6 protein-coding genes are annotated in these 25,149 nt (G+C 72.2%); all 6 read right to left on the bottom strand.

The window, feature by feature from the left end:
* Position 1: 1 nt before the first annotated feature.
* Positions 2–18,847, bottom strand: a complete 18,846-nt coding sequence (locus tag ABIA35_RS31700) for a non-ribosomal peptide synthase/polyketide synthase (RefSeq protein WP_370360329.1) — start codon at positions 18,845–18,847, stop codon at positions 2–4.
* Between the two features lie 281 nt (positions 18,848–19,128).
* On the bottom strand, positions 19,129–20,454 hold the full coding sequence (locus tag ABIA35_RS31695) for a serine hydrolase domain-containing protein (RefSeq protein WP_370360328.1): 1,326 nt from the start codon (positions 20,452–20,454) through the stop codon (positions 19,129–19,131).
* A gap of 103 nt (positions 20,455–20,557) precedes the next feature.
* Positions 20,558–21,766, bottom strand: coding sequence for a cytochrome P450 (locus ABIA35_RS31690; RefSeq protein ID WP_370360327.1), 1,209 nt, complete (start codon positions 21,764–21,766; stop codon positions 20,558–20,560).
* An 813-nt stretch (positions 21,767–22,579) separates the two neighbouring features.
* On the bottom strand, positions 22,580–22,792 hold the full coding sequence (locus ABIA35_RS31685; RefSeq protein ID WP_370360326.1) for an alpha/beta fold hydrolase: 213 nt from the start codon (positions 22,790–22,792) through the stop codon (positions 22,580–22,582).
* Positions 22,793–22,878: 86 nt separating this feature from the next.
* The gene (locus ABIA35_RS31680) at positions 22,879–23,607 is read right to left on the bottom strand and encodes an HAD family hydrolase (RefSeq protein ID WP_370360325.1); all 729 of its coding nucleotides are present in this window, start codon (positions 23,605–23,607) and stop codon (positions 22,879–22,881) included.
* 210 nt (positions 23,608–23,817) lie between these two features.
* Positions 23,818–24,651 (bottom strand): nuclease-related domain-containing protein, encoded by an 834-nt coding sequence (locus ABIA35_RS31675; protein ID WP_370360324.1) that lies wholly within the window; start codon positions 24,649–24,651, stop codon positions 23,818–23,820.
* Between the last annotated feature and the right edge of the window lie 498 nt (positions 24,652–25,149).

Here is a 25,149-nt window from a genome sequence, read left to right as displayed (position 1 = left end):
CTCACCGTTCGTCATCGTCGGTACCCCCGTACGCGGCTGCTTCGAGTTCGCTGAGCACCTGCTCCTGCACGATCTCCGCCAGGGCGGCGATGGTGCGGGAGACCATGACGTCCCGGGGCGTCAGCGAGACGTCGAAGGCGTCGTTGGCGCGGGAGGCGATGAGCAGGGCCCGCATGGAGTCCCCGCCGAGCAGGAAGTAGTCGTCCTCGACGCCGACCGGCGTCTCAAGGCTCTGCTCCCAGATCTCCGCCAGCACCTCCTCGGTGGGGGTGCGCGGCGCCACCTGGCCGGTGCTCTCCAGCTCCTCCAGCGGCGGGGGCAGTGCGGCCCGGTCGGTCTTGCCGTTCTCGGTGAGCGGGAAGAGGTCCAGGACCGCGAACGCCGAGGGGACCATGTATCCCGGCAGCGAGCGCGCGAGCATGGCGCGCAGCTCCATGCCGGCCGGCGCCTCGGTGCCGGGCTCGACGAGCAGGTGCGCGACCAGGCGCGGCCGTCCCGGCTCGTCCTCCCGCACGCTGACCACGGCGTCCAGCACGGCCGGGTGGCGCGCCAGCGCCGCCTCGACCTCGCCGGCCTCGATCCGGTGGCCGCGCAACTTGAGCTGGTGGTCGGTCCGGCCCAGGTAGTACAGCTCGCCCTTGCGGTCCCGGCGCACCAGGTCGCCGGTGCGGTACATCCGGGTGCCGGGCGGGCCGAAGGGGTCCGCGACGAACCGGGAGGCGGTCAGGCCGGGCCGGCCCAGATAGCCGCGCGCCAGCGCCGGACCGCTCAGCCACAGGTCGCCTGGCACGCCGCCGGGGACCGGCCGGAGCCGGGAGTCCAGGACGTAGACGCCGAAACCGGGCAGCGCACGCCCGATCGGCGGCACGGAGCCGTCCGCCTCCAGCGGCGCGGACCAGGTGGCGACCACGGTGGCCTCGGTGGGCCCGTAGGAGTTGACCATCCGGTGGTGCGGAGCCCAGCGCGCGACCAGGTCCGCGCCGCACGCCTCGGCGCCGACGATCAGCGTCTTCATGGCGGGCAGGGTGCCGGGGGTGTCGGTGGGCAGCGTGGACAGCGCCGCCGGGGGCAGCAGCGTGTGGGTGATCCGCTCCTCCCGCAACACCCGGGCCAGCTCGTCGCCGAGCAGCGGACCGGGGGCGGGGACCACCAGGCTGGCGCCGTAGGGCAGGGACATGCAGAGTTCGAGCACCGAGGCGTCGAAACTCGGGGTGGCGAACGCCAGGACCCGGTCCCCCGGCGCCACCTGGTAGTGCTCTGCTTCGGCCGCGGCGAACCCGGCGATGCCGCGGTGCGTGACCACGACGCCCTTCGGGGTCCCGGTGGAGCCGGAGGTGTAGATGACGTAGGCCGGGTCGTCCAGGTCGAGCGGCCGGATCCGGTCGGCGTCAGTGGGCCTGTCGGCGTCAGGGGGCCCATCTGCGTCAGTGGGCCGGTCGCCGCGCAGGCCCTCGGACGGCGCGGCCAGCAGGTCGGCGATCTCCTTGGCGTCCAGGGTGAGCACCGGGGCCGCGTCCCGGAGCATCATCTCGACCCGCTCGTCCGGGTAGCCGGGGTCGACCGGCACGAAAGCGGCGCCGGCCTTCGTCACCGCCAGTTCGGCCAGCACCATGTCCGGCGAGCGCGGCAGCAGCAGGGCGACGATGTCGCCGGGTCCGGCGCCGCGCGCGATGAGCCGGTGCGCCAGCCGGTTGGCCAGCGCCTCGACCTCGGCGAAGGTCAGCTCCCGGCCCTCGGCGGCGAGCGCCGGCGCGGTCGGCCACCGGTCGACGGCGGCCTCGACGAGCGCGGCCAGCGTGGCCGGGGCGACCGGCGCGAGCAGCGGACGAGCGGGGCCGCGCAGCAGGCGCTCACGCTCGGCCCCGGGCAGGACGTCGATGTCGTCCAGCCGCAGCGTGCCGTCGGAGGCGGCCAGGACGGACAGCGTGTGCAGCAGCTGGTCGGCCATCGAGGCGGCCGTGCCCGGGTCGAAGTACCTCGGGTCATAGCCGAGTTCCACGCTGAGCCGCTCGTCGGGCGAGACGACGACGGTGAGCGGGTAGTTGGTGGCCTCCCGCGCGTCCAGCTCCCGCAGCAGCAGACCGTGCGCCCCGGCGGTGGTGTCGCCGACCGGGTAGTTCTCGAAGACGACGAGGCTGTCGAACATCGGCGTGCCGGGCGGCAGGTCGCACAGCCGGCGCAGCTCGGACAGCGGTACGTGGTCGTACCGGCGGTCCTCGGCTTGCGCCTGCTGCATCGCGCGCAGCCAGGCGCCGCATTCGGCGGCACCGTCCACGCGGACGCGCGCCGGCAGGGTCGTGATGAACAGCCCGACGATGCTGTCGGCCCCGGCCAGGTCGGCGGGCCGCCCGGAGACGGTGGTGCCGAAGCACACCTGCGACTGGCCGCTCCAGCGGGCCAGGAGCAGGGCCCAGGCGCCCTGGATCAGGGAGTTGAGCGTGAGGCGGTGACGGCGGGCGAACTCCTGGAGCCGGCCGGTCGCGGCCGCGTCGAGCCGTTGCGAGAGCCACGTTCCGGAGCGCGCGGTCGCGGTCGGGGCGGGCCTGCGGTCGTAGGGCAGGGCGGTCGGTGCGGTGAGGTCCGCCAGGACGCCCCGCCAGTGCTCGGTCGCTCCCCCGGTGTCCAGGCCGGCGAGCCAGGCGGCGTAGTCCGCGAAGGGCCGGCGTTCGGGCAGGCTCGGCTGCTCGCCGCGGGCGAGGGCGGCGTGCGCGGCCAGGACGTCCGCCAGCACATGGAAGACGCTCCAGCCGTCGAGCAGGACGTGGTGGAAGGTCCACACCACGCGCACCGCGTCCGGCCCGAGCCGGATCAGGGCCAGGCGCACCAACGGGGCCTGATCCAGCGGCATCGGACGGCTGCGCTGTTCGGCCAGCACCTGCTCCAGCTCCGCCGCGCGCTGCTCGGCCGACAGGGTGCTCCAGTCGTGCTCGGTGACCGGCAGGGTCGCGTCCTGGCGCACCACCTGCACCGGGATCGGCATCCCGGCCACCGCCACGCCGGTTCGCAGCACCGGGGTGCGGTCGACCACGTGCTGCCAGGCGGCGGCCAGCACCCCGAGGTCGCGGGCGCCGTCCAGGACGAAGGTGATCTGCTCGATGTACAAGCCGTGTGCGGCCTCGTCCAGGCCGTGCACGACCATGCCGGTCTGCGTGGGCGTCAGGGGGTAGACGTCGGCGACGCCCGCTCCGGTGCCGACCAACCGGTCCACCGCTGTCTGGTCCAGCGACGCCAGCGGGAAGTCGGACGGCGTGCGGCCGCCCGCGCCGGGCTCGGCGCAGTGCCGGATGATGGCCCGCAGCTCGTCGGCGAGTTCGGATGCCAGCCGGGCCACGGTCTCGCCCCGATGGACCTCGGAGGAGTACGACCAGGTGAAGTCCAGCCGGCCCTCGCTGACCGTTCCGAGGACGTCGAGCAGGAACGGCCGCTTGGCGGTGCGGTCCATGCTTCCGGTCAGGCCGCCCTGGTCCTCGCCCGAGTCCTGGCGGCCGAGGTAGTTGAAGCTGATCTGTGGCAGTTCTGGAAGGCGGGGCAGTTCTGGCAGCAGGACGCTGTCGGAGCGCAGGTAGCGCAGGGCGCCGTAGCCCAGACCACCGTTCGGCACCGCCCGCAGGCTCTCCTTGACCGCCTTAAGTGCGGCACCAGTGTCAGCGTCGCGGGGCACATCCAGCGCGACGGGGTACATCGCGGTGAACCAGCCGACGGTGCGGGTCAGATCGACGCCGTCCAGCAGGTCCTCGCGGCCGTGCGCCTCCAGCGCCACGGTCACCCGGTCGCGGCCGGTCCAGCGGGCCAAGACCCGGCCCAGCGCGCACAGCAAGACGTCGTTGATCCGGGTGCGGTACACCGCGGGTACGTCCTGGAGCAGCGCGCGGGTGTCCTCATCGGACAGTCCGACGGTGAGGGTCTGCTCGGTGGCGGCGGTGTTGGCGCCGTCCAGATCGGTCGGCAGCTGCACCGGGGTGAGGTCCCGCCAGTAGGCGAGCTCGTCGTCGAAGCCACCAGCCTCCGTGTGCGCTGCGAGCCGCTGGGCCCAGGTGCGGAACGAAGTGCTCTTCAGTCCGAGGTCGACGGACTGTCTGTTGCGCAGGGCCTCGTAGGCCGACTGGAAGTCTTCCAGGATCAGGCGCCACGACACCGCGTCCACCACGAGGTGGTGCGCCGCCAGCAGCAGGACCGGGCGACGCCCAACGCCGTCACCATCGCCATCGCCGAAGCGGCACAGCGCCGCCCGCAGCAGCGGTCCAGCGGCCAGATCGAAGCCGCCGATCAGCTCGTCGGTCAGCTCGTTGATATCGCGTTCCCGGTCATGGACGACCAGGTCCACCACACCATCGGGCGCGGTGCCGTACTGGCGCCACTGTCCGGGCCCGGCCGGTTCGTACCGCTGACGCAGCGCGTCATGCTGCTCCAGGACAGCGGCCAGCGCGGCGCGCAGCACCACTTCCTCGACGTCCGGCGCCAGCTGGAGGGAGACCGCCTGCGCGAACCGGGCGTCGGCGCCGAGGGTGCGGAACATCCAGTGCTGCACCGGGGTCAGCGGCGCATCGCCGACGACCACACCCTGTTCGGCCGTGATCTCCGCGCTCGGCGCCCGCTCGGCCGCCTGAGCGAGTTCGGCAAGGGTCTGATGGGTGAACAGGTGCCGAGGCGTGAGGGCGAGGCCGGCCCGGCGGGCGGCCGAGACCAGCTGGATGCCCAGGATCGAGTCGCCGCCGAGCGCGAAGTAGTTGTCGTCGGCCCGGACCTCGGGCACCCCGAGCACCTCGGACCAGATCGCGGCGAGGGTCTTCTCGGCCTCGGTGCTCGGAGCCCGCTCGCCGCGCGCGGCGGGGACGGACCACACCGGCTCGGGCAGAGCGCGCCGGTCCAGCTTGCCGGTCGCGCCGAGCGGCAGCCGCGCCAGCGGGACGACGAGCGCCGGGACCAGGTGGTCCGGCAGTGCGCGGGACAGGAACGCACGCCAGTCGGCGGCGTCCGGCAGTGCGGCATCGGCACCAGCACCAGCATTGGCATTGGCATTGGCATTGGCATTGGCGCCAACGCCAACACCAGCATTGGCATCGGCGCCAGCGCCGCCGCCAGCACCGCCGCCGACGCGCGGCACCGCGTAACCGACCAGCCGCTTGTGGCCGTCGTGGTCCACCACCCGGGCCGCGGCCGCCGCCACCGCCGGGTGGCGGGCCAGCGCGGCCTCGACCTCGCCGAGTTCGATCCGGAACCCGCGCACCTTCACCTGGTCGTCGGTCCGGCCGAGGTAGACCAGGTCGCCCTCTGCGGTCCAGCGCACCAGGTCGCCGGTGCGGTACATGCGCCGGCCGGCCGGGCCGAAGGGGTCGGGCAGGAACCGCGCCGCGGTCAGTCCGGGGCGCCGCAGATAGCCGCGCGCCACGCCGGTACCGGCCAGGTACAGCTCCCCCGGCGCTCCGACGGGGACCGGACGCATGCGATCGTCGAGCACGTAGGCCCGCGTGCCGCCGACGGGTCGGCCGATCGGGGGCTCGCGGTCCGGGTCGTCGGGGTCGCACAGGAACGCGGCGGCGTAGACGGTGGCCTCGGTCGGGCCGTAGATGTTCATGACGCGGCAGCCGGGCACCGCCGCGCGCACCTGGCGCACGGTCCGCGCCGGCAGCGCCTCGCCGGCCAGCACCACGGTGTCCGCGCCGACGTGCACGACGTCCTCGGCCAGCAGCCGGCCCAGCGCCGAGGGCACAGCGCTGAGCAGCCCGGCGCGCCAGGGCTCGGTCCGGTCGGCCAGGGCCAGCACGTCGTGCACGATCTCCACGCAGCCGCCGGACAGCAGCGGCGAGAAGATCTCGAACACCGACACGTCGAAGTTCAGCGAGGTGGAAGCGACCACATGCTCCAGCCCGCGACCCGCGAACTCGGCCACGGCCCAGTCGATCAGCGCCAGCACCGAGTTCTGGGCGACCACGACGCCCTTGGGGCGGCCGGTCGAGCCCGAGGTGTGGATGACATACGCAGGGTGCTGAGGCAGCAGAACGCTGCGACGCTCGCTAGCGTCGACGGCGCCGGTCCCCGCAGCAGCCAACCGCTCGGCGCAGGCCGGCTCGTCCAGCACGATCCGCGTGACCGCACCCTCCGGCAGCCGGTCCCCGGTCCCGGTCGTGGTGATCACGGCGTCCGGTCGCACGTCCGCGAACAGGAACGCGATGCGCTCGGTCGGATAGCCCGGATCGACCGGCAGGTATGCGGCGCCGCTCTTAAGGACCGCGATCATCGCGACGATCAGATCGGCGGTACGGGGCAGCGCCAGCGCGACGAAGCGCTCGGGTCCGGCGCCGGCCTCGATCAGCAGCCGGGCCAGCCGGTTGGAGCGCTCGTCGAGCTCGCGGTAAGTAAGGAGACTGTCTCCGAAGCGCACGGCCGGCGCCTCGGAAGTGAGAGCGGCCTGGCGGGCGAACACCTCGGGCAGCGTGTGCGCCGGCGCCTCGGCGAGCGTTCCGCCGAACCGGTCGAGCAGCTCGCGTCCCCGGTCCGCCGCCAGCAGCGGCAGGTCGGCGAGCCGGCGGTCCAGGTCCTGCGCCATCGCCGTGAGCAGCGTCTCCAGGCTCGCCCCGAGTCCTTCGACGGTCGCCGCGTCGAAGGCGGCGGGGTCGTAGTCGAGGTTGACGGCCAGGGCCTCGCCGGGCTCCACCACGACGCTGAGTGCGTAGTTGGTCGGCTCGACGTCGCGCTCGGATTCGACGGCCAGGCCGTGCTTGCCGGCCGCGTCGGCGTCGAAGGGGTAGTTCTCGAAGACCAGGATGCTGTCGAACAGCGAGGTCCCGCCGGGCACCTCGCTCCAGGTCTGGAGCTGCGCCAGCGAGACGAACTCGTGGCGCCGGTCCTCGGACTGAACGGCCTGCACGTCGCGCAGCCATTCCCGCAGCGGCAGGCGGCCGTCGATCCGGACCCGGGTCGGCAGGGTGTTGATGAACAGTCCGACCATCGAGGTCACCCCGGCCAGGTCGGCGGGTCGTCCGGACACGATCGTGCCGAAGACCACGTCGTCCCCGCCGCCGTAGCGGGACAGCAGCAGCGCCCAGGCGCCCTGCATGACGGTGTTGACGGTCAGCCCCGCGGCCTGTGCCGTCTGGCGCAGCCGCGCCGACACAGCGCCGTCGAGGATCACCTTCACCGACTCCGAAGAGCTGGCCTGATGCGCTTCGGCGGGACGCCGGTCGCGGGGCAGTCCGGTCGGGGCGGGGAACCCGGCGAGCGCCTCCCGCCAGTACTGCTCGGCCCGAGCAGAGTCCTGATCTGCCAGCCAGCGCAGGTAGTCGCCGAACGGCGCGCGCTCGGGCAACCGCGGCCGACGGCCCGAGGTGAGCGCGGCGTATCGTTCGCAGACCTCGTCGAAGACCTGCGCCGCGCTCCAGCCGTCGAGCAGGATGTGGTGGAAGGTCCACACCATCCGCACCCGGGTCGGCGAGAGCCGGATCAGCGCCAACCGCATCAGCGGCGCCCGGCTCAGGTCGAAACCGGCGGCGCGGTCGTCGTCGAGCAGCCGGGCCGTCTGCTGCTCGATCTGGTCGGCCGGCTGCCCGGTCCAGTCGTGGTGGGCCACCGGGATGACCGCCCGCTGCTGCACGACCTGGACCGGCTGAGTGCTGTCCTGCCAGCTCAGCCGGGTGCGCAGGATCGGGTTGGCGTCCGCGGTGCGCTGCCACGCTTCGGCCAGCGCGTGAGCGTCGGTGACGCCGGACAGGACCAGTTGGACCTGGTTGAGGTACGTGCTGCTGTCCGGTTCGAGCAGGCCGTGGAAGAGCATTCCGGCCTGCATCGGCGTCAGCGGGTAGAGGTCGGCGACAGCGCGGCCGTCGCCGACGATCCGGTCCACGGCGGCCTGGTCCAGGCGCGCCAGCGGGAAGTCCGAGGGGGTGCGACCGCCGGCGTCGGCACTGTCGCAGTGGTCGATGATGCCTTCCAGAGCGCGCAGCATGTTCTCGGCCAAAGCGGTGACGGTCTGCTCGAAGTGCCGTCCGACGCTGTAGTGCCAGCTGATCTCCAGACTGTCGTCCTCGACGCGGGCGACCACGTCCAGCAGGTGCGCACGCGCCGTGTCCGGATCCTCGGCACCGCCAAGGCCGCCGGGGACGGCGCGGACCAGGACGGCGTCGTCCGCCGACCAGTCGAACCGGCCCAGATAGTTGAAGCTGACGCCGGGGTCCGGCACGCCGGCGAGCTGTTCGTCGCGGGCGATGTGGCGCAGCGCGCCGTAGCCGATCCCGCGCTCCGGGACCGCGCGCAGCTGCTCCTTCACGGACTTCAGCGCGGCACCCCAGTCCCCGTCGGGGACCTGAAGGGCGACCGGGAAGCAGGTGGTGAACCAGCCGAGGGTGCGCGAGAGGTCGACGTCCTCGAAGAGCTGGTCCTCGCGGCCGTGCCCCTCCAGGTCGATGGCGACCGTGTCCCGCCCGGCCCACGCGCCGAGCACCCGGCCCAGAGCGGTGAGCAGCACATCGTCAATCCGGGTGCGGTAGACGCCGGGAACCTTGCGCAGCAGCTCGTCGGTGCGCGCTCGGTCCAGCCGGACCGTCACGGCCCGGACGTCGGCGGCGGTGTTGCCGCCGCCGACGTCCATCGGGAGCGGCGTCGCGCAGTGTTCTGCGACTTGCCGCCAGTGGGCTCGCTGGTCAGCGAACCCACCAGTCTCGGTGTGGGCGCGCAGCCGCCGCGTCCACTCCTGCACGGAGGTGGTGCGGTCGGGCAGGCGCAGCGTCCGGCCGGCCAAGGCCTGCCGGTATGCGGTCTCCAAGTCCTCCAGCAGGACACGCCAGGAAACCCCGTCGACGACCAAGTGATGCACGACCAGCAGAAGCCGGGCCGATCGGTCGCCGCCGGTGAACAAGCGCGCGGCGAGCAACGGACCGGAGCTCAGGTCGAAGCCGGCGTGCGCCGCCGCTGTCGCCTGCTCTTCGACATCGAAGTCGCAGAGCTCCAACAGGTCGGGGGCGGTGTCGTGCGCGGCGACGCAGTCCTGCCGCCAGCGGCCGTCCGCCCCGAGAGTGAACCGGGACCGCAGCGCGTCGTGGTGCGCCCACAAGGCTTTCAGCGCGCGGCGCAGGGCGTCCGGATCGACTTCATCAGGGGCCTGCAAAACCACCGACTGGTTGAAGAACGCAGCCTGCGGCGGCTGCGGGTCCAGGAACCAGGACTGGATCGGGGTCAGCCCGACCTCCCCGCTCACCGGCTCGATCCCGGCGACCGTCCTGGCGGTGTCGGTCGCGGCGGCAGCCAGCGCGGCGATGGTGGGATGCCGGAACAGGTCGCGCGGGGACAGCGCGAGCCCGGCGCCGCGGGCCCGGGAGACGACCTGGATGCTCAGGATCGAGTCGCCGCCGAGCATGAAGAAGTTGTCGTCGGCGCCGACCCGGTCCACGCCGAGCAGGTCGGCCCAGATCGCGGCGAGCACCGTCTCGGTCTCGGTGCCCGGGGCGCGGTAGGCGGCGTCGCCGCTGCCCGCCGCCCAGTCCGGCGCGGGCAGCCGCCGCCGGTCGACCTTGCCGTTGGCGGTCAGCGGCAGCTCCGGCACAGCGACGAACGCGGCGGGGACCATGTAGTCCGGCAGATCCGCTGCCAGATGCGCCCGCAGCTCGGTGGCCGAGGGCACCTCGGCGCCGTCGGCGGCCACGAGGTGGGCCGCGAGCCGCTTGCGCCCGCCGTCCTCGTACAGCGACACGACCGCCTCGGCGACGGCCGGATGGGCCCGCAGCCGCGCCTCGATCTCGGCGGGCTCGACCCGGAACCCGCGGATCTTGATCTGGTCGTCCACGCGGCCCACGAAGTCCAGGGAGCCGTCCTGGCTCCAGCGGACGACGTCGCCGGTGCGGTACATGCGGGTCCCGGGCGCCCCGAAGGGGTCGGCGAGGTAGCGCGCGGCGGTCTCGGCGGGCCGGCCCGCGTAGCCCCGGGCCAGCCCGGCACCGGCGATGTACAGCTCCCCGGCGATGCCGGGCGGCTGCGGCTGGAGGGCGTCGTCGAGCACGTACACGCGGGTGTTGTCGAGCGGACGCCCGATGGGCAGCACCGGGAACAGCGGGTCGCCGGCGTGGAAGGGCCGCCGGGTGGCGAAGGTGGTGGTCTCGGTCGGGCCGTAGACCGCGACGGCGGTGAGATCGGGGCAGGCTTCCAGGACCCGGCCGATCACCGCGCCCGGCACCGCCTCGCCGCCGGTCCACACCTCGCGGGCGCCGCGGAAGCAGCCCGGATCCTCCTGCGCGAGCAGGCGGAACAGGCCGATGGTCAGGAACAAGTGGCGGACGCCCCGCTCGGTGATGGCGCGCCGGACCCCGGCCGCGTCCAGGTCCTCCGGCGGGGCCAGGACGGCGGTGCCGCCGCGCAGCAGCGGGGTCCAGACCTCGTAGGTGGACGCGTCGAACGCGTGCGGGGAGTGCACGAGGACCCGGTCGTGCTCAGCGAAGGCGCGGTCGAAGGCGAGGGCGACGACGTCGCGCTGGCGCACCGCGACGCCCTTGGGGTTGCCGGTCGAGCCGGAGGTGAACATCAGGTACTGGACGTTGTCGGGGTCGACGGCCGGGGCCGGGGCCGAGCTGGCCGCCGCCGGCCGGGTGCCGGTGTGGGCACGCGCGTCGGTGTCGTCCAGGCGCAACACGTTGTCTGCGGGGCTCAGCTCGCGAGCGGTCCGCTCCCACTCGGCGTCGGTGAGCACCAGCTCGGCCTTGGCCTCGCTCAGCATCGTGCGCAGCCGCTCCTGTGGCGCCCGGCCGTCCAACGGCACGTAGATCCCGCCGAGCCGCACCAGGGCCAGCTGGGCGACGATCAGCCACACCGAACGGCTCATCAACACGGCGACCGACTGTTCGGCGCCGATACCGCGCGCGGCCAGTCGGCCGGCCAGGGCGGCGGCCCGGGCGTCCAACTCGCGGTAGCTGAGCCGCTCGTCGACGGCGTCCAGGGCCACGGCGTCGGGGGTGCGGCGCACCTGAGCGGCGAAGAGCTCTGCGACACTGCCGGCCGGCAGCTCGGTCGCGGTGTCGTTCCAGGCGTCGAGCACCTGCGTGCGCCGCTCGCCGGTCAGCAGCGGCAGCCGGGACGGCGCGCGCCGGGCTCCCCCGGGCAGGCCAGCAAGCAGGACCTTGAGATACTCGGCCATCTGCCCGGCCGTGGCGGCGTCGAACAGCTCCGGGTCGTAGCACAGCCGCAGGCCCAGCTCCGGTCCCGGATAGGCGACCAGCGTCAGCGGGTAGTTGGTGGTCTCGGCGCCGTCCAGGCCGCTCAGGCGCAGCCCGTGCGCGGCGGCGAGGTCGTCGTCCACCGGGTAGTTCTCGAAGACGACGATGCTGCCGAACAGCTCGGCGCGCTCCGGAAGGCCGGTGAACGAGCGCATCCGGGTCAGCGGGACGTAGTCGAAACGGCGGTCCTCGCTCTGGTCCTGCTGCAACCGGCGCAGCCAGTCCAGCACGGTGCCCTCGGCCGGTACCTCGGCGCGGGTCGGCAGGGTCGCGATGAACAGGCCGGTCATCGCCTCGGAGCCGGGGAGCTCCGGCGGCCGGCCGGACACGGTGGTGCCGAACACGACCTCGCGGTGTCCGGCCTGACGGCCGAGCAGCAGCGCCCAGGCGCCCTGAACCAGGGTATTGATGGTGAGGCCGGAGGACTTCGCGAAGTCTTCCAGGGCGCGGGTGGTGTCCGCGGGCACGGTCATCTGGATCGAGTGGCTGGACTCCGCGCGGTGGCTCTCGCGCGGTTCGCGGTCCCAGGGCAGCGGCGTGGCCTCGGTGAGGGTGCCGAGTCGGGCACGCCAGTGGCGTTCGGCCTGGGCCCAGTCGCGCTCGCGCAGCCAGGCCACGTAGTCGCGGTAGGGAGGACGGTCCGGCACGGTCTGCGGCACCGGAACGGATCCGGACAGCTCGGCGTGGCGGGCGAAGACGTCCGAGAGCACCTGGAACAAGCTCCAGCCGTCCAGGACCAGGTGGTGGAAGGACCACACGACGCGCACGCCGGTGTCGCCGATCCGGGCCAGCGTCAGCCGTTGCAGCGGCGCCTTGGCCAGATCGATGCCGGTGGTGCGGTCCAGGCTCAGCAGATCGTCCAGCCGGCCGGCCTGCTCGTCCGGCGTCAGCGCGCGCCAGTCCAGCCGGGTCGCCGTCACCTCGGCGCGGCGCTGGATCACCAGCAGCGGCTCGGGCACGTCCTGCCACACGACCCGGCCGCGCAGCACCGCGTTGCGGTCGGTCACGTGCTGCCAGGCCGCGGCCAGCTTGTCCGGGTCGGGCACGCCCTCCAGCACGAAGGTCAGCTGCTGGAAGTAGGCGGCGCTGTCGTGCTGGGACAGGCTGTGGAAGAGCATGCCGGCCTGGGTCGGCGTCAGCGGCAGGACGTCCTGCACCGCACCGGGGTCGCCGTCCGCGATCCGGTCGACGGCGGCCTGGTCGAGCCGGGCCAGCGGGAAGTCGGACGGGGTGCGTCCGCCGGCGCCGGGCCGGGCCGCGTGCCGGGCCAGGCCGGCCAACGCGTCGGCGAACCCTGATGCCAGGGCCTCGACGGTGGCCTCGGCATGCCGCTGGTCGCTGTAGAACCAGGTGAATTCCAGCACGTCGCCGTCGAGCTGCCCGACGACCTCCAGGGCGTGCGGGCGCGCGGTCAGGGGATCGACGTCCAGCTCCAGGGAGCGGAAGGTGCCTCGGTAGAGGCTGTGCGGGTCGCCCGCGAACGCCATCCGCCCGAGGTAGTTGAAGCTGACCTCGGCACCAGGACGATCCGCCTTGAGCCGGCCGAGCCCGTCCAGGACGTCGTGGCCGATGCCGTGCCGGGGAACCGCGCGCAGCTGTTCCTTGACCTGCTTCAGGACCGTGTCCCAGTCAGCCTGTGCGGGGACGGCCAGGGCGACGGGATGCCGGGTGGTGAACCAGCCGAGGGTGCGGCTGATGTCGAGGTCTGCGAAGAGCTCTTCCCGGCCGTGCCCCTCGATGTCGACCAGCACCTGTTCGTGCCCGCTCCAGGCGCACAGCACCCGGCCCAGCGCACTGAGCAGGACGTCGTTGGCCTGCGTGCGGTAGGTGTCGGGCAGGGTGCGCAGCAGCAGGGAGGTGTCTTCGGGGCTCAGGCGAACGGTGATCGAGGCGGCCGAGGCGTAGGTGTCGGCGCCGTCCTGGTCGGCCGGGAGCGGTTCGGCGGAGTCCGGTATCGCCTGCGACCAGTACTCGGTTTCCTCGTCGAAGCCGCCGCCGGCGGCGAAGGCCTCAAGCCGGTGCGCCCACTCCCGCAGCGGCGAGGACTTGGCCGGCAGGGCCGCCGCGCCGTCATTGCCGTCGCGGCGGGCCTGGTAGGCCAGATCGAGGTCTTCCAGCAGTACCCGCCAGGACACGCCGTCCACGACCAGGTGGTGCACGGCCAGGTGCAGGACCGGCGGCCGGCCGGGTCCGCGGTCGTGGAACACCGCGCGCAGCAGCGGGCCGTGGCCCAGGCCGAAGGGGCCGAAGTGCGGGTTGTCGGTATCAGGGCCGGTATGCCAGTCCAGGCGTATTCGGGGCTGCCGGTCCTCGATGCGCCAACGCGGCTGAGAGTCGCCGCCGTCAGCACCGCCGTCAGCGCCGTCGTCGGCCGGGAAGACCGAGCGCAGGGCGTCGTGGTGGGTCACCAGATCGTTCAGCGCGTTCTGAAGCGCCTCGGCGTCCACATCGTCGGGCAGTTGGAGGGACAGCGCCTGGGCGAAGTGGCCGGGTCGCCCATCGGCGCTGTCGAGCCACCAGCGCTGGATCGGTGTCAGAGGGCTGTCTCCGACGGCGGCCTGGGCGGCGGGAGCTGCGGTTTGCGCACGCCCGGCGGCGTCGGCGCAGCGAGCGAGGGCGGCGACCGTCTGGCAGCGGTAGACGTCCCGCGAGGTCACGGTCAGGCCCTCCTGCCGGGCCCGGGCCACCACCTGGATGCTCAGGATGGAATCGCCGCCGAGCTGGAAGAAGTTGTCGTCCGCGCCGACCGGATCCACCTTCAGGATGTCCGCCCAGATGGCGGCGAAGGCGCGTTCGGTGGCCGTGCGGGGCGGGACGTGGCGCGCGGTGTGCACGGCGGGGCCCGGATCGGGCAGCCGGCTCCGGTCGAGCTTGCCGTTGGGGTTGAGCGGCAGCGCGTCCAGCACCACGACGGCCGACGGCACCAGATACCCGGGCAGCGTCAGGCCGAGTTCTCGGCGTACGGCTTCCGCATCGGGCGCGGCGGAGCCGTCCGGGAGCGCGACGACGTAGCCGATCAGACGCCGGTCTCCGTCACGCTCGGAAACGGTCGCCGCCGCCTCGCCGACGCCCCGGCAGCCGCGCAGCGCCTCCTCGACCTCGCCCAGCTCGATCCGGAATCCCCGGACCTTGACCTGCTGGTCGAGCCGGCCGATGTACTCCAGCCCGCGCTCGGCGCTCCAGCGCACCAGATCCCCGGTGCGGTACATGCGCTCCCCCGGGACACCGAAGGGGTCCGCGACGAAGCGGGAAGCGCTCAAGCCGGGCTGTCCCAGATAGCCGCGCGCCAAGCCACCGCCGCCGAGATACAGCTCGCCCTCGACACCCGGCGGCTGCGGGCGCATCGCCTGGTCCAGAACGTAGGCACGCGTCCGCGCCACCGGCACGCCGATCGGCGGCGCCTGCTCGGACAGCCCGTCCTCGGCGAACCAGGCGGTGGCGTAGACGGTGGCCTCGGAGGGCCCGTAGAGGTTGGCGATCCGGGAGCCGGGCATCGCCTCGCGTACGTCGCGCACGACCTGCGCGGACAGCGCCTCGCCGGCCAGCACGACGATGTCGGCCCCGACCGGGGCGCTCCCCCCGGCCACCAGGTGGGAGATCACCGACGGCACGCCGCTGATCAACCCGACCCGGCGCTCGTCCGGCGCGTCGGCGAGCGCCGGCAGGTCGGCGACGACCTCGATGCCGCCGCCGGCCAGCAGAGGACAGACCAGCTCGAAGACCGACACGTCGAAGTTGAGCGACGTGGAGGCGATCACCTGGTCCAGGTCGTGGAGGCCGAAGCGCTCCCGGACCCAGGCGGCGAGCGCCACGACGCTGCGATGGGTGACCACCACGCCCTTGGGACGGCCGGTCGAGCCCGAGGTGTAGATGACGTAGGCGGGGTGGTCTGGAAGCAGGGGCCGGAGCCGGTCGGCATCGGTCAGGTCGGCGTCGGTCAGGTCGGTGTCTGCCAGGTCGGTGTCGGTCAGGTCGGCACTACCTTGCCCGGGGTCGGCGTCCAGAACTCCGCAGTCCTCCAGGATCAGCGGATCCCAGCCCTCCGGCAGCGCGTCGGCGGTCTCGCGGGTGGCGATGACCAGCGCCGGATCAGCGTCCTGAAGCATCAGCCGGATCCGCTCGACCGGATACGCCGGATCGACCGGCAGGTAGGCCGCGCCTGCCTTCAACACCGCCCACAGCGCCGAGGGCAGCTCTGTAGAGCGGGGAAGGCAGAGCGCGACCAGCTTCTCCGGACCGGCACCGCGCGCGACGAGCAACCGGGCCAGCCGGTTGGCGCGCCGGTTCACCTCCGCGTAGTCCCGCAGCTCCGAGCCGCAGACGACGGCGGTCCGCTCGGGGGTCCGGGCCACCTGCTCCTGGAACAGGTCCGGCAGCACACTGCCGACCAGGTCGCCCTCGCCGGGCGCCGGCGGGTTCCAGGCATCGAGCAGCGCGCGCTGCTCCGGGTCCGAGAGCAGGGGCAGCTCGACGAGCCTGCGCTGCGGGCCGTCCGCCATCTCCGCCAGGAGGCGGTGCAGATGGTCGGACATCCGGGTCACGGTCTGGGCGTCGAAGAGGTCTGTGTTGTACTCGACGGTCAGCACGCAGCCGCCCCGGGCGTCCGGCGCGAACTCCAGGACCAGGTCGAACCGGGCCGCCGGCCGGGGCAGCGGATGGTCCTCCCACCGCAGGCCGCCGGCGTCCGGCAGGTCGGCGGCCGCCTGCTGCTGCACGACGAGCACCTGCACCAGCGGGGTACGACTCGGATCCCGCGGCGGCGCCAGCTCCTCGACCACCCGGTCGAACGGCACCCCGGCGTGCGCGAAGGCATCGAGCACGGTGGCGCGCATGTCCTCGACGAAGCGGTCGACGGTCACCGTCTCGTCCACATCGGCGCGCAGCACGACGGTGTTGGCGAAGAAGCCCACCACCTCTTCCAGCTCACGACGCTCGCGCCCGCTGGTGACGGTCCCGAACGCCACGTCGTTCTGCCCGGAGTAGCGGTGGAAGAGCAGCGCCGACGCCGCCGCGAACAAGGTGAAGACAGTCGTGTCGCGTCCGCCGGCAAGGTTCCGCAGCCGGGCGACCAGCTCCGCCGGGAGGGCGTGCCGATGCGCCGCGCCGGCCGTGGTGCGCACCGGCGGCCGGGGCCGATCGGTGGGGAGCTCCAGGTGCTGCGATCCGGACAGGCAGCGCTTCCAGTAGGCGAGGTCGGCAGCGTCGGCGGCGGCAGCAGCGGCGTCGGCGTTCAACACGCCGGCGGCAACCGCGCCATCCGCGGACTCATCTCCCGCCGCGAGCCTGCGCTGTTCCCACACCGCGAAATCCGGGTACTGCAAAGCCGGTGCGGGCAGCCCGTCCGGCTCGCCGCCGACCTCGCCCCGGTACAGCGCCGCCAGCTCGCGGGTCAGCACGCCGACCGACCAGCCGTCGGTGATGATGTGGTGCTGCCCCACCAGCAGCAGGTGCTCCTCGGCGGTGAGACGGACCAGCAGTGCCCGGGCCAGCGGACCGGTCGCCAGGTCGTAGGGCCGGCTCAGTTCCTCGGTCAGCAGCGCCTCGGCCGCCTCGGCGCGCCGGTCGGCGGCCACTCCGGACAGGTCGGAGATCTCCAGCGGCACGAAGGCTTCCGCGGCGATCCGCTGGACGCCCCGTCCGTCCACCGTGGCGAACGTGGTGCGCAGCGCGTCGTGCCGGGCGGCGAGCCGGTGCAGGGCGCGGCGCAGCGCCTCGGGGTCCGGTGCCCCGAGCAGCCGCAGCACGAAGCCGGTGTTGTACTCGTTCCCGCCGACGGTCAGGTCGTCCAGGAACCACAGCCGGCGCTGGGCGTTGGACAGCGGGAGGTCCTGCCCGATCCCGCCCGCCTCGCGCGCGGCGGGCGGGATCGGCTCGGGGGGCGCGGCGGTGTGCCCGGCGTCGGCACGGGCGTCCAGCATGGGGGCCAGGGCCCCGATGGTGCGTGCGGTGAAGATGTCCCGGACGGTCAGCCGGTGGCCCGTCTCGTCCCGGAGCCGGGCCAGCATCCGCGTGGCCAGGATCGAGTCCCCGCCGAGGTCGAAGAAGTCGGCGGTCCGGCCGACGGCGTCCAGACCCAGGATCTGCGCCCAGATCGCGGCCAGGATGCGTTCCTGGGGCGTCAGCGGCGCCTCCGACGTGCTGACCGCGACGCTCTGCCGGACCGGAGCCGGCAGGGCCCGCATATCAATCTTGTTCTGCGCGGTGAGCGGCATCGCTTCCAGAACGACCACGACCGAGGGCACCAAGTGCGCCGGCAGCTCGGCGGCCACGGCCGCGCGCAGCGCCGCCGGATCCGGTGCCCGGCCCTCCTCGGCGGGCGTCACGTAGCCGACCAGGCGCTCCGCGCCGGGCTCGTCCTCGCGGAGCACGACCACGGCCTCGCCGACCGCGGGCTGTCGGCGCAGGGCCGCCTCGACCTCCCCCGGTTCGATGCGGAAGCCGCGAAGCTTCACCTGCCGGTCCACGCGTCCCAGGAAGTCCAGCTCCCCGTCGGCTCTCCAGCGGACCCGGTCACCGGTGCGGTAGAGCCGGGCGCCGGGCTCGCCGAAGGGGTCCGCGACGAACCGCGCGGCGGTCAGGCCGCCGCGGTTCAGGTAGCCGCGGGCGACGCCGTCGCCGCCGATGTACAGCTCGCCGGCCGAGCCCGGCGGCTGCGGCCGCATCGCGGTGTCGAGGACGTGCACGGTGGTGCGCGGCAACGAGCCGCCGATTGTCGGCGTACCGGTGTCCGCCGACAGCGGTCCGGTCCAGGTGGCCACGATCGTGGCCTCGGTGGGGCCGTAGGAGTTGATCATGCGCCGGCCCGGGGCCCACCGGTCGACGAGCGCCGCCGGGCAGGCCTCCGCACCGACAATCAGGGTACTGAATCCGCGCAGCGTGGCCGCCGCCGAGGCCGGGACGGTGGCCAGCGCCGCCGGCGGGATCAGGGCGTGCGTGATGCGGTGTTCGTCCAGGACGGCCGCGAGCTCCTCGCCGAGCCAGGGGCCGTTCGGCGGCACAACGAGCGTGGCGCCGGCCAGAACGGAGATGAACAGCTCCAGCACCGAGGCATCGAAACTCGGCGAGGAGAACTGGAGCACCCGGTCGCCGGGCCGCACCGCGTAGCGCTCGATGGCGGCCTCGGTGAACGCGCCGATCCCCCGGTGGGTGACCGCCACGCCCTTCGGCGTCCCGGTGGAGCCCGAGGTGTAGATCAGGTACGCGGTGTGGTCGGGACCGAGCGCCGGGTCCAGGGCGCCGGCTGTGTCCGCGACAGCACCAGCACCCTCTATCAGGGCACGAAGACCGGCCGGATCGTCGAGCGTCACCGCGGGCGCCGCGTCGGCGAGCATCATCGCCCGCCGCTCCGCCGGATACGAGGGGTCCACCGGCAGGAAAGCGGCACCCGCCCGCGCCACAGCCAGCTCCGCCACGATCAGCTCCATCGAGCGCGGCAGGACCAGCGCCACGGTCCGCTCCGGCCCGGCACCGCGCCGCGCCAGGTGGCCGGCCAATGCCTCGACCCGGGCCGCCAGCTCCTGGTAGCTCCAGGTGCGCCGGCCGTCGGTCAGCGCGGGCGCATGCGGCGTGCGGGCCACCCACGCGGCGAACAGCTCACCGAGCGTCGGATACGCATGCGGCCCGCTGAAGGCGGCGGTGGAGTGGTCAGCCATGGTCGGTGTCCTTCCGGATCGGAGCAAGGCGGCAGGCGCCTCCCGGACCTGGGGCGGCGGCTCGGGCGGCGCGGCGGTGGCAGTGCGTTGACTCAGTTGACTCGGTGACTCAGTTGACTCAGTGGCGCAGTGGTGCGGCGGTGCGGGCTCGAGCCGATCTGCGGCTCAAGCGAAGCTGGTGTTGCGATGCGAACTCGACCCGAGCCGAGGCGCGGCTCAAGCGGAGCAGGTGCTGCGGTGCGAACTCGAGTAGCGGTGCGGGTCTCGAGCCGAGCTGCGGCTCAGCCGGAACTGGTGCGGCGCGCGGTCCGCCCCGATATCTGCACCCTGTCGATGACCCCGCTGTCCGGGTCCCGGTGGAACCGCCCGCCGGGCTGGCGGCGGCCGGTGGCCGGATCGACCAGATCGCAGGTCAGGTCGGCGTAACACACCAGCGGCAGCTCGAGGTCGCCGTCGATGGACAGCGTCGGGGAGCCGCCGGGCTGGAGTGCGATGTCGTATCGGGTGCTGCCGTTGGCGTAAGTGCCCGCACAGTCGGGCAGCGCCACGGGGTCGCTCGCGTTCACCGGCTCCATGCCGGCCGGCACCGCCATCCCGGCTATTCGCTCGAGGTCCTCGGCCAGGTCCCGCCACAGCGCCGTGCCGGCGCCGGCGTTGCCGGTGAAGGCGACCACCACTCCGCTGTCCGGCTCCACGCGCAGGTGGCACGAGGTGCCCTGAGCGTTGCCGTCGTGGCCGCACCAGGTCTGGTCGCCCTGCTCGAACAGGGCCAGGCCCAGCCCCCAGCCGTCCGCGAGCGCGCCGGCTTCGGCGCCCGGTTCGGCGCCGCTCATATGCTTGACGATCGCAGAGGGCAGGCATAGGCTTTGCCCAGCTACAGCACGACCCAGAACGCCGAGGTCGATGGCGCTCGCGAGCAGCGCGCCGGCCGGAGCCTCCAGCGGGGCCAGATTCTGTTGAACCGGACGCGTTTGGCCTGTCGCGACGTTGAAGCCGTGCCCGGCGGCCACCGGACGCCCGGCTGGCACGCCCAGGAACGCAGGCATTATGCCCATAGGTTCGAGGAGTAGCGCACCGACGGCTTCGTGCCATGGCATACCGGTCACCGTCTCGGCGATCCGCCCGGCGGCGACATATCCCGCGTTGGAGTAGGAGAAGTCGGTGCCGGGCGCGAACAGCAGGTCGCGCGCGGTGCACACAGAGGCCAGGTAGTGGGCCGCGGTGGTACGTCCGGCGGTGTCGGAGTCCGGTCCGGTCGGCAGACCGCCGGTATGGCTCAGGAGCTGGCGGATCGTCACCGTGGGGACGTCCCGGAGCTCCGGGAGGTACTCGGCAGCCGGATCGTCCAGATCCAGGTCGCCGTCGTCGGCCAGGAGCAGCACGAGCGCGGCGGTACACGGTTTGGTCAGCGATCCCAGAGGGACCGCGGTGTCCGCGGTGAGGGGGGTGCCCGTGGCGACATCAGCAGTACCGGTGTGCACGGCGACGATCTCCGAGCCGGTGTCGACCACCAGTTGGGCACCGGGCACCTTGTGGGTGCTCGCGAGGGTGTCCAGACTGTGCTGCAGTTCCCGGCGCAGCAGGAACGGCGTGTGTGTGGGGTTCATGAGGAAAGCACTCCCGTTGACATGGGTATCAGTTGACTGGTTCTCATGCGCGGGTTCGGCGCCGGCCGCCGGCGAGCGCGGCACGGACGCGGTGGTACTGCGGCTACATCCTTGCGACCTCGACCGGCAGCCGGCGCACACCCAGCAGAACAGCAGGGTTCTGATAAGTGACGTCCTCGTAGGACGGGATCGTCAGGATCCTGAAACGCTCCTGGAGCGCGCGCAGGGCGATCCGCGCCTCCAGCCGGGCCAGCGGCGCGCCGAAGCAGAAGTGGATCCCGTGGCCGAAGGTCAGGTGCGGGTTGGGGTTGCGGGTCACGTCGAACACGTCCGGCGTGCCGAAGCGCGACGGATCGCGGTTGGCGGCCCCCAGGTGGGTCATGACCATGGTGTCCGCCGGCAGTTCGTGACCGCCGAGCACCACCGGCCGGGCGACGCGGCGCCCCAGCTCGGGGAACGGCGGAAGCCAGCGCAGCACCTCCTCGATCGCGCCGGGCAGCAGGCCCGGATCGGCGCGCAGCGCCTCGTTCGTCCCGGGGTTCCGGTCGAAGGTCACGATCGCGTTGCCCAGCAGCGCGGTCGTCGTGACGTGCCCGGCGACCAGCAGCAGCGCGACGAACCCGACCATCTGCTGGTCCCGCAGCCCGACGCCGTCCACCTCGGCGGCGATCAGCCGGCTGGTCAGGTCGTCCCCGGGATGGGCACGGCGGTTGCCGATGTGCTCCAGCATGTAGCCGTTCATCTCCCGGACCGTGGGGGCGATCGCCTCCAGGGCCCGCTCGATGTCGGCGGCGTCCGGCGCCTCACCGAGCTGGTCGCCGCTGAACAGGACGCTGGCCCACTCCTGGAACAGCAGGTGTTCCTCGGCGGGGATCCCGAGCAGCTCGGCGACGACGATGATGGGCAGCGGATAGGCCAGCGACTCCACCAGGTCGAACCGGTCCTGGTCGGCGACCGCGTCCAGCAGCTGCGCGACCAGCGCCTGGATACGCGGCGCGAGCCCTTCCACGACCCGCGGCGTGAACGCCTGGCTCACCAGGGTGCGGAGCCTGCGATGCTCCGGCGGGTCCATGCCGACGAAGTTGCCCTGCGTGAAAGTCTCGAAGTCCTCCTGGGTGGGGGCCAGGGAGGACAGGTCCGAGGAGAAGGTCTTCGGGTCGGCCAGCACGGCGGCCGCGGTGTCGTAGTCCGAAACACGCCAGACACCCAGAGCCTCGTCGTGGCACACCGGCCCGGACGCGCGCAGGGTGCGCCAACGCTCGGGTATCTCCTCCAACGGGATCGTTGGAACGTGCACTGGTTGGGCAGTCACATTCGCTCCTCGGGTCACGGCACGCGGGCATGGCAAAGCCCAGACGGGGATGACGGACACGCGGCAGCGCGCGGCGGAACAGCCGCGAACTACCCCGGGATGCCCCGGCCGGGCGGCCGGGCACGGCGACAAACATCCGCAGCCGACCACCGACACAGGGTGATCGGATATGGACAATCGCTTGTCAGCCGAGTTTCACAACGACGGTGTACAGCGAAGTAAAAATCCGTATACTGTAAGGGGATGGACTCCCGCAGTCGGGCCTCGTTCTCGGCCTGGATTGCTCTCGGCCTTGGTTCCATGTTCGGGTCCGCTTGGCAGACCGATCCGACATAGGCATTCCTCTCGGCGATCCGTCCTGCGCGGCCGGAGCCGCAGACGACGCACAACTGATGCCACGGGCAGGACGCTGCCCGAATCGGGCACTTTCCCACGTCCAATGCGGCACAGTCTTCACGATAGGTCACGCCAAGGCAACCCCCCGGAGTCACCAGAGAACCAAAGCTCTGATTCGCCATGGCCGGCCGCGCTCCCCCTACCGGATCGTCACATGTCATCGCAGCAGGTGGCGCGATACGCGTCCGGCGTTCGCCAGGGGGCGCACGCCCCCGGGGGCCGGACCTGCTCAAGCGCGGCCCGTGTCCCCCGATTCACCTAACGCGGGACCGCGTTCGCCGTTGCCGCGTTAGGGAATCAGAGCTCTGGGTAGGACCGGACGCGGGATAGCCCGCCGGCGGCCCGGCGCGCGAAGGTGAAGGAGGATCCTGATATGCGCCCTTGACATCCGCGTGCCGTCGTGTTGACAGTGCCGAATCAGTCCTCTGAGAGGCCTGACGTCATCACGAAACTCTCGACGAGCAGATCGACGAGCCCGGGCCGGAAGGCGAACACGAAGTGGTCCGCCCCCGGGATCTCCGCCAGGCGGGCACGGGGAACGGCCGAACGGAGGTACAGCGACACCTCCGGCGGTACCTCCTGCCCGACGGTGCTCGCGATCAGCAGCGTCGGCACCTCGATCCGCCGCATCAGGGCACCAGGTCGCCGTCCTGGACGGCGAATACGTGGCAGGCGGCGGTGGAGTTGTCGCAGCGGCTCGGGTTTCAGTCGGAGGCTTAGAAATCCGGAAGACTCTTCAGCTTAGCCAACGAGGTGATAACCCTGATACCCGTGTCGGGGACACCGGAATCAGCACCGGCACCGGCCGAGCGGTCCAGCCAGATGGCCTGCAACCCGGCATCGCGCGCCCCGACAGCGTCGGTCTCATAGTTGTCACCGACATAAGCCACCTCGACGGGGTCCAGGCCCAGCGCCTGGCAGCCGGCCAGGAAGATACTCGCCGCCGGTTTGGCGACGCCGTGCTCCTGGGAGCAGATCAGCGGCTCGGTGAAGTAGCCGAGCAGCCCGATCGCCTCCAGTTTCGTGCGCTGGTGCGCCAGTGCCGAGTTCGACACCACACCGAGCCGGTAGCGGCCCGTCAATGCGTCCAGCGCCGGTGCGGCATCGTCGTACGCCAGCCGGGTCCGGTTCTTCCGCGCCGCGTAGCTCGTGAACCACGCCGCGGCCGCCTCGTCGGTCAGCGCTGCTGCGTCGGCCACGCCGGCCGCCGCGAGGAAGCGCCGGGTCCGCATGGCCTTCTGGCCGGTGAATGTCACCTCGCCGCGCAGGAACCGGTCGTATTCGTCTTCCTTGAGGTCCCGCCACAATCGCAGGGCTTCAGCCGGCGACGCGAACCTCTCCGCGAGCCCCTCGGCCACCAGGTGTTCGTGCAGGCCGGCTTGCTCTGCCTCCTCGAACGCGTACAAGGTTCCGTCGATATCGAACAGCACGCCCCGGATCGCCATGGTGATCATTCTGTCGTAGGCCTCGCGATGCGGTCGCCGCGGCTTCACACCGCGGCGACCGCGCCTTATCGCTTCACTACTCGATCAGCTGCCCAGGTTGATCACCACCTGCGTAGCACCGGAGGTGGCACTCACCGACCGACCCGCGCCAAGGCCATTGTCCGAGCCAGCGTCCGGCCGCCGCGCAGGGGGTGATGGCGACGCCGCCTGCTAGGCAAGCCACAGCTCACCACGCCGCGCAACGGCGTAGATCCGTTGCTGCATGTAGGGGCTGAGCGTCTGCGGAGCCGCGAGAAACACACGCTCCAGGCGCTCTCCCGGGACGACGAGCACGTCCGCAGGCGGTTCTTTCACGGTCAGCGACTGGACGCCGACGAAGGCAAGAACGCCGGCGACTCCGACAGGCAGACGGCATGCTGAGGACAAACGCTTAGCAGCAGCCGAGGCTTCATGCCTGCTGTTCCGGACGTAGTGGTTGAGCTGACCGTTGACGCGCACGAAGTCGCCATTCGCCGTGACCCGCGCGCCGGGGTGATGCTTCGTGTTGATCGTGAACACCCCGCCGGGTCCGACGACGAGGTGATCGATATCCGCGCCGCTCTTGAGCGGTATGGAGTGCAGGACGTTCCAACCACGAGCCTCAAGCCGATCAAGGCGGCTGCCGACGCGACGTTCACCAGCCGCACCCACTTCCCAGGACGTCGCATCCGTCCGAAGGCCGAGGAGCTTCGCCGCGATGCGCTGGAAGCGTCCCGGCGAGAGCTCCGCGGCCCGCTCCCGGACAGCGTTCCCGGCGACGTTGTTCGTCAGATCCCTGCCGGGCGCGGGCGGAGTCGCATCGACGACATGGGCCAAGGCACTGATATCGCCGCCGACGAACGGCGCCAGCGCCTCCAGTGCCGGGTATCGCATGGCCGGGTCTTCAACGTGCAGCGCGCTGGTCTGCCGATCGTAGTAGCCGACGTTGCCGCCAGTGGCGGTGTAGGTGACGTACAGGCGATCCTTGCCGTAACGCTTCCACGCTTTGACCGTCAGTTCCCCCACGCTTTCCCCCAAAGCAGGTTGCCCAGTGCATGCTCGGAGCAGCCTAGAGCGGGAGTGGAGGTTTGTCAGGACTCTGTGATATTCGGCCGACCCGGCCGGCACTGCCATCGGTGGCACCTCTGACTTGCGTGTGGGCCGGTGTGGGGGTGGCGCGGGGGTGTTGGTGCGGTCGGCTGGTGGGTTTTAGGGGCGTTTTACGGCTTCGCGCATGGTTTGCGGGATCCGTTGGTGGCGCGGTTCGGTGGCGCCGCTGGTTTCGCGGGGCGGCGGTGGTGTGGGCAGGTGGTCGGTTCTACTGCCACAATCAAGTTCAAGATCAAGTTCAAGATCAAGGACGACAGGCAGGAGCAAAGGTCAAGGGCTTACAAGCGCCTCCGGCGGCGCCTGCGCGGCGAGCGGCCTCGTCTCGGAGGGATCACCAGACCCCGCGTGGGTGGCGGTCTGAGTGTTGGTCGCCTCTGTCCCGGATCCCTCGTCGCTGTCGTCGCCGTAAACGGA

This window comes from Catenulispora sp. MAP12-49 (assembly GCF_041262705.1).
Taxonomy (GTDB): domain Bacteria; phylum Actinomycetota; class Actinomycetes; order Streptomycetales; family Catenulisporaceae; genus Catenulispora.
This window is presented reverse-complemented; position numbering and strand designations above follow the sequence as displayed.

Bases quoted from the DNA above. Each gene is read 5' to 3' on its own strand.
- ABIA35_RS31700 (WP_370360329.1), bottom strand. From the start codon at position 18,847: ATGGCTGACCACTCCACCGCCGCCTTCAGCGGGCCGCATGCGTATCCG.
- ABIA35_RS31695 (WP_370360328.1), bottom strand. From the start codon at position 20,454: ATGAACCCCACACACACGCCGTTCCTGCTGCGCCGGGAACTGCAGCAC.
- ABIA35_RS31685 (WP_370360326.1), bottom strand. From the start codon at position 22,792: ATGCGGCGGATCGAGGTGCCGACGCTGCTGATCGCGAGCACCGTCGGG.
- ABIA35_RS31680 (WP_370360325.1), bottom strand. From the start codon at position 23,607: ATGGCGATCCGGGGCGTGCTGTTCGATATCGACGGAACCTTGTACGCG.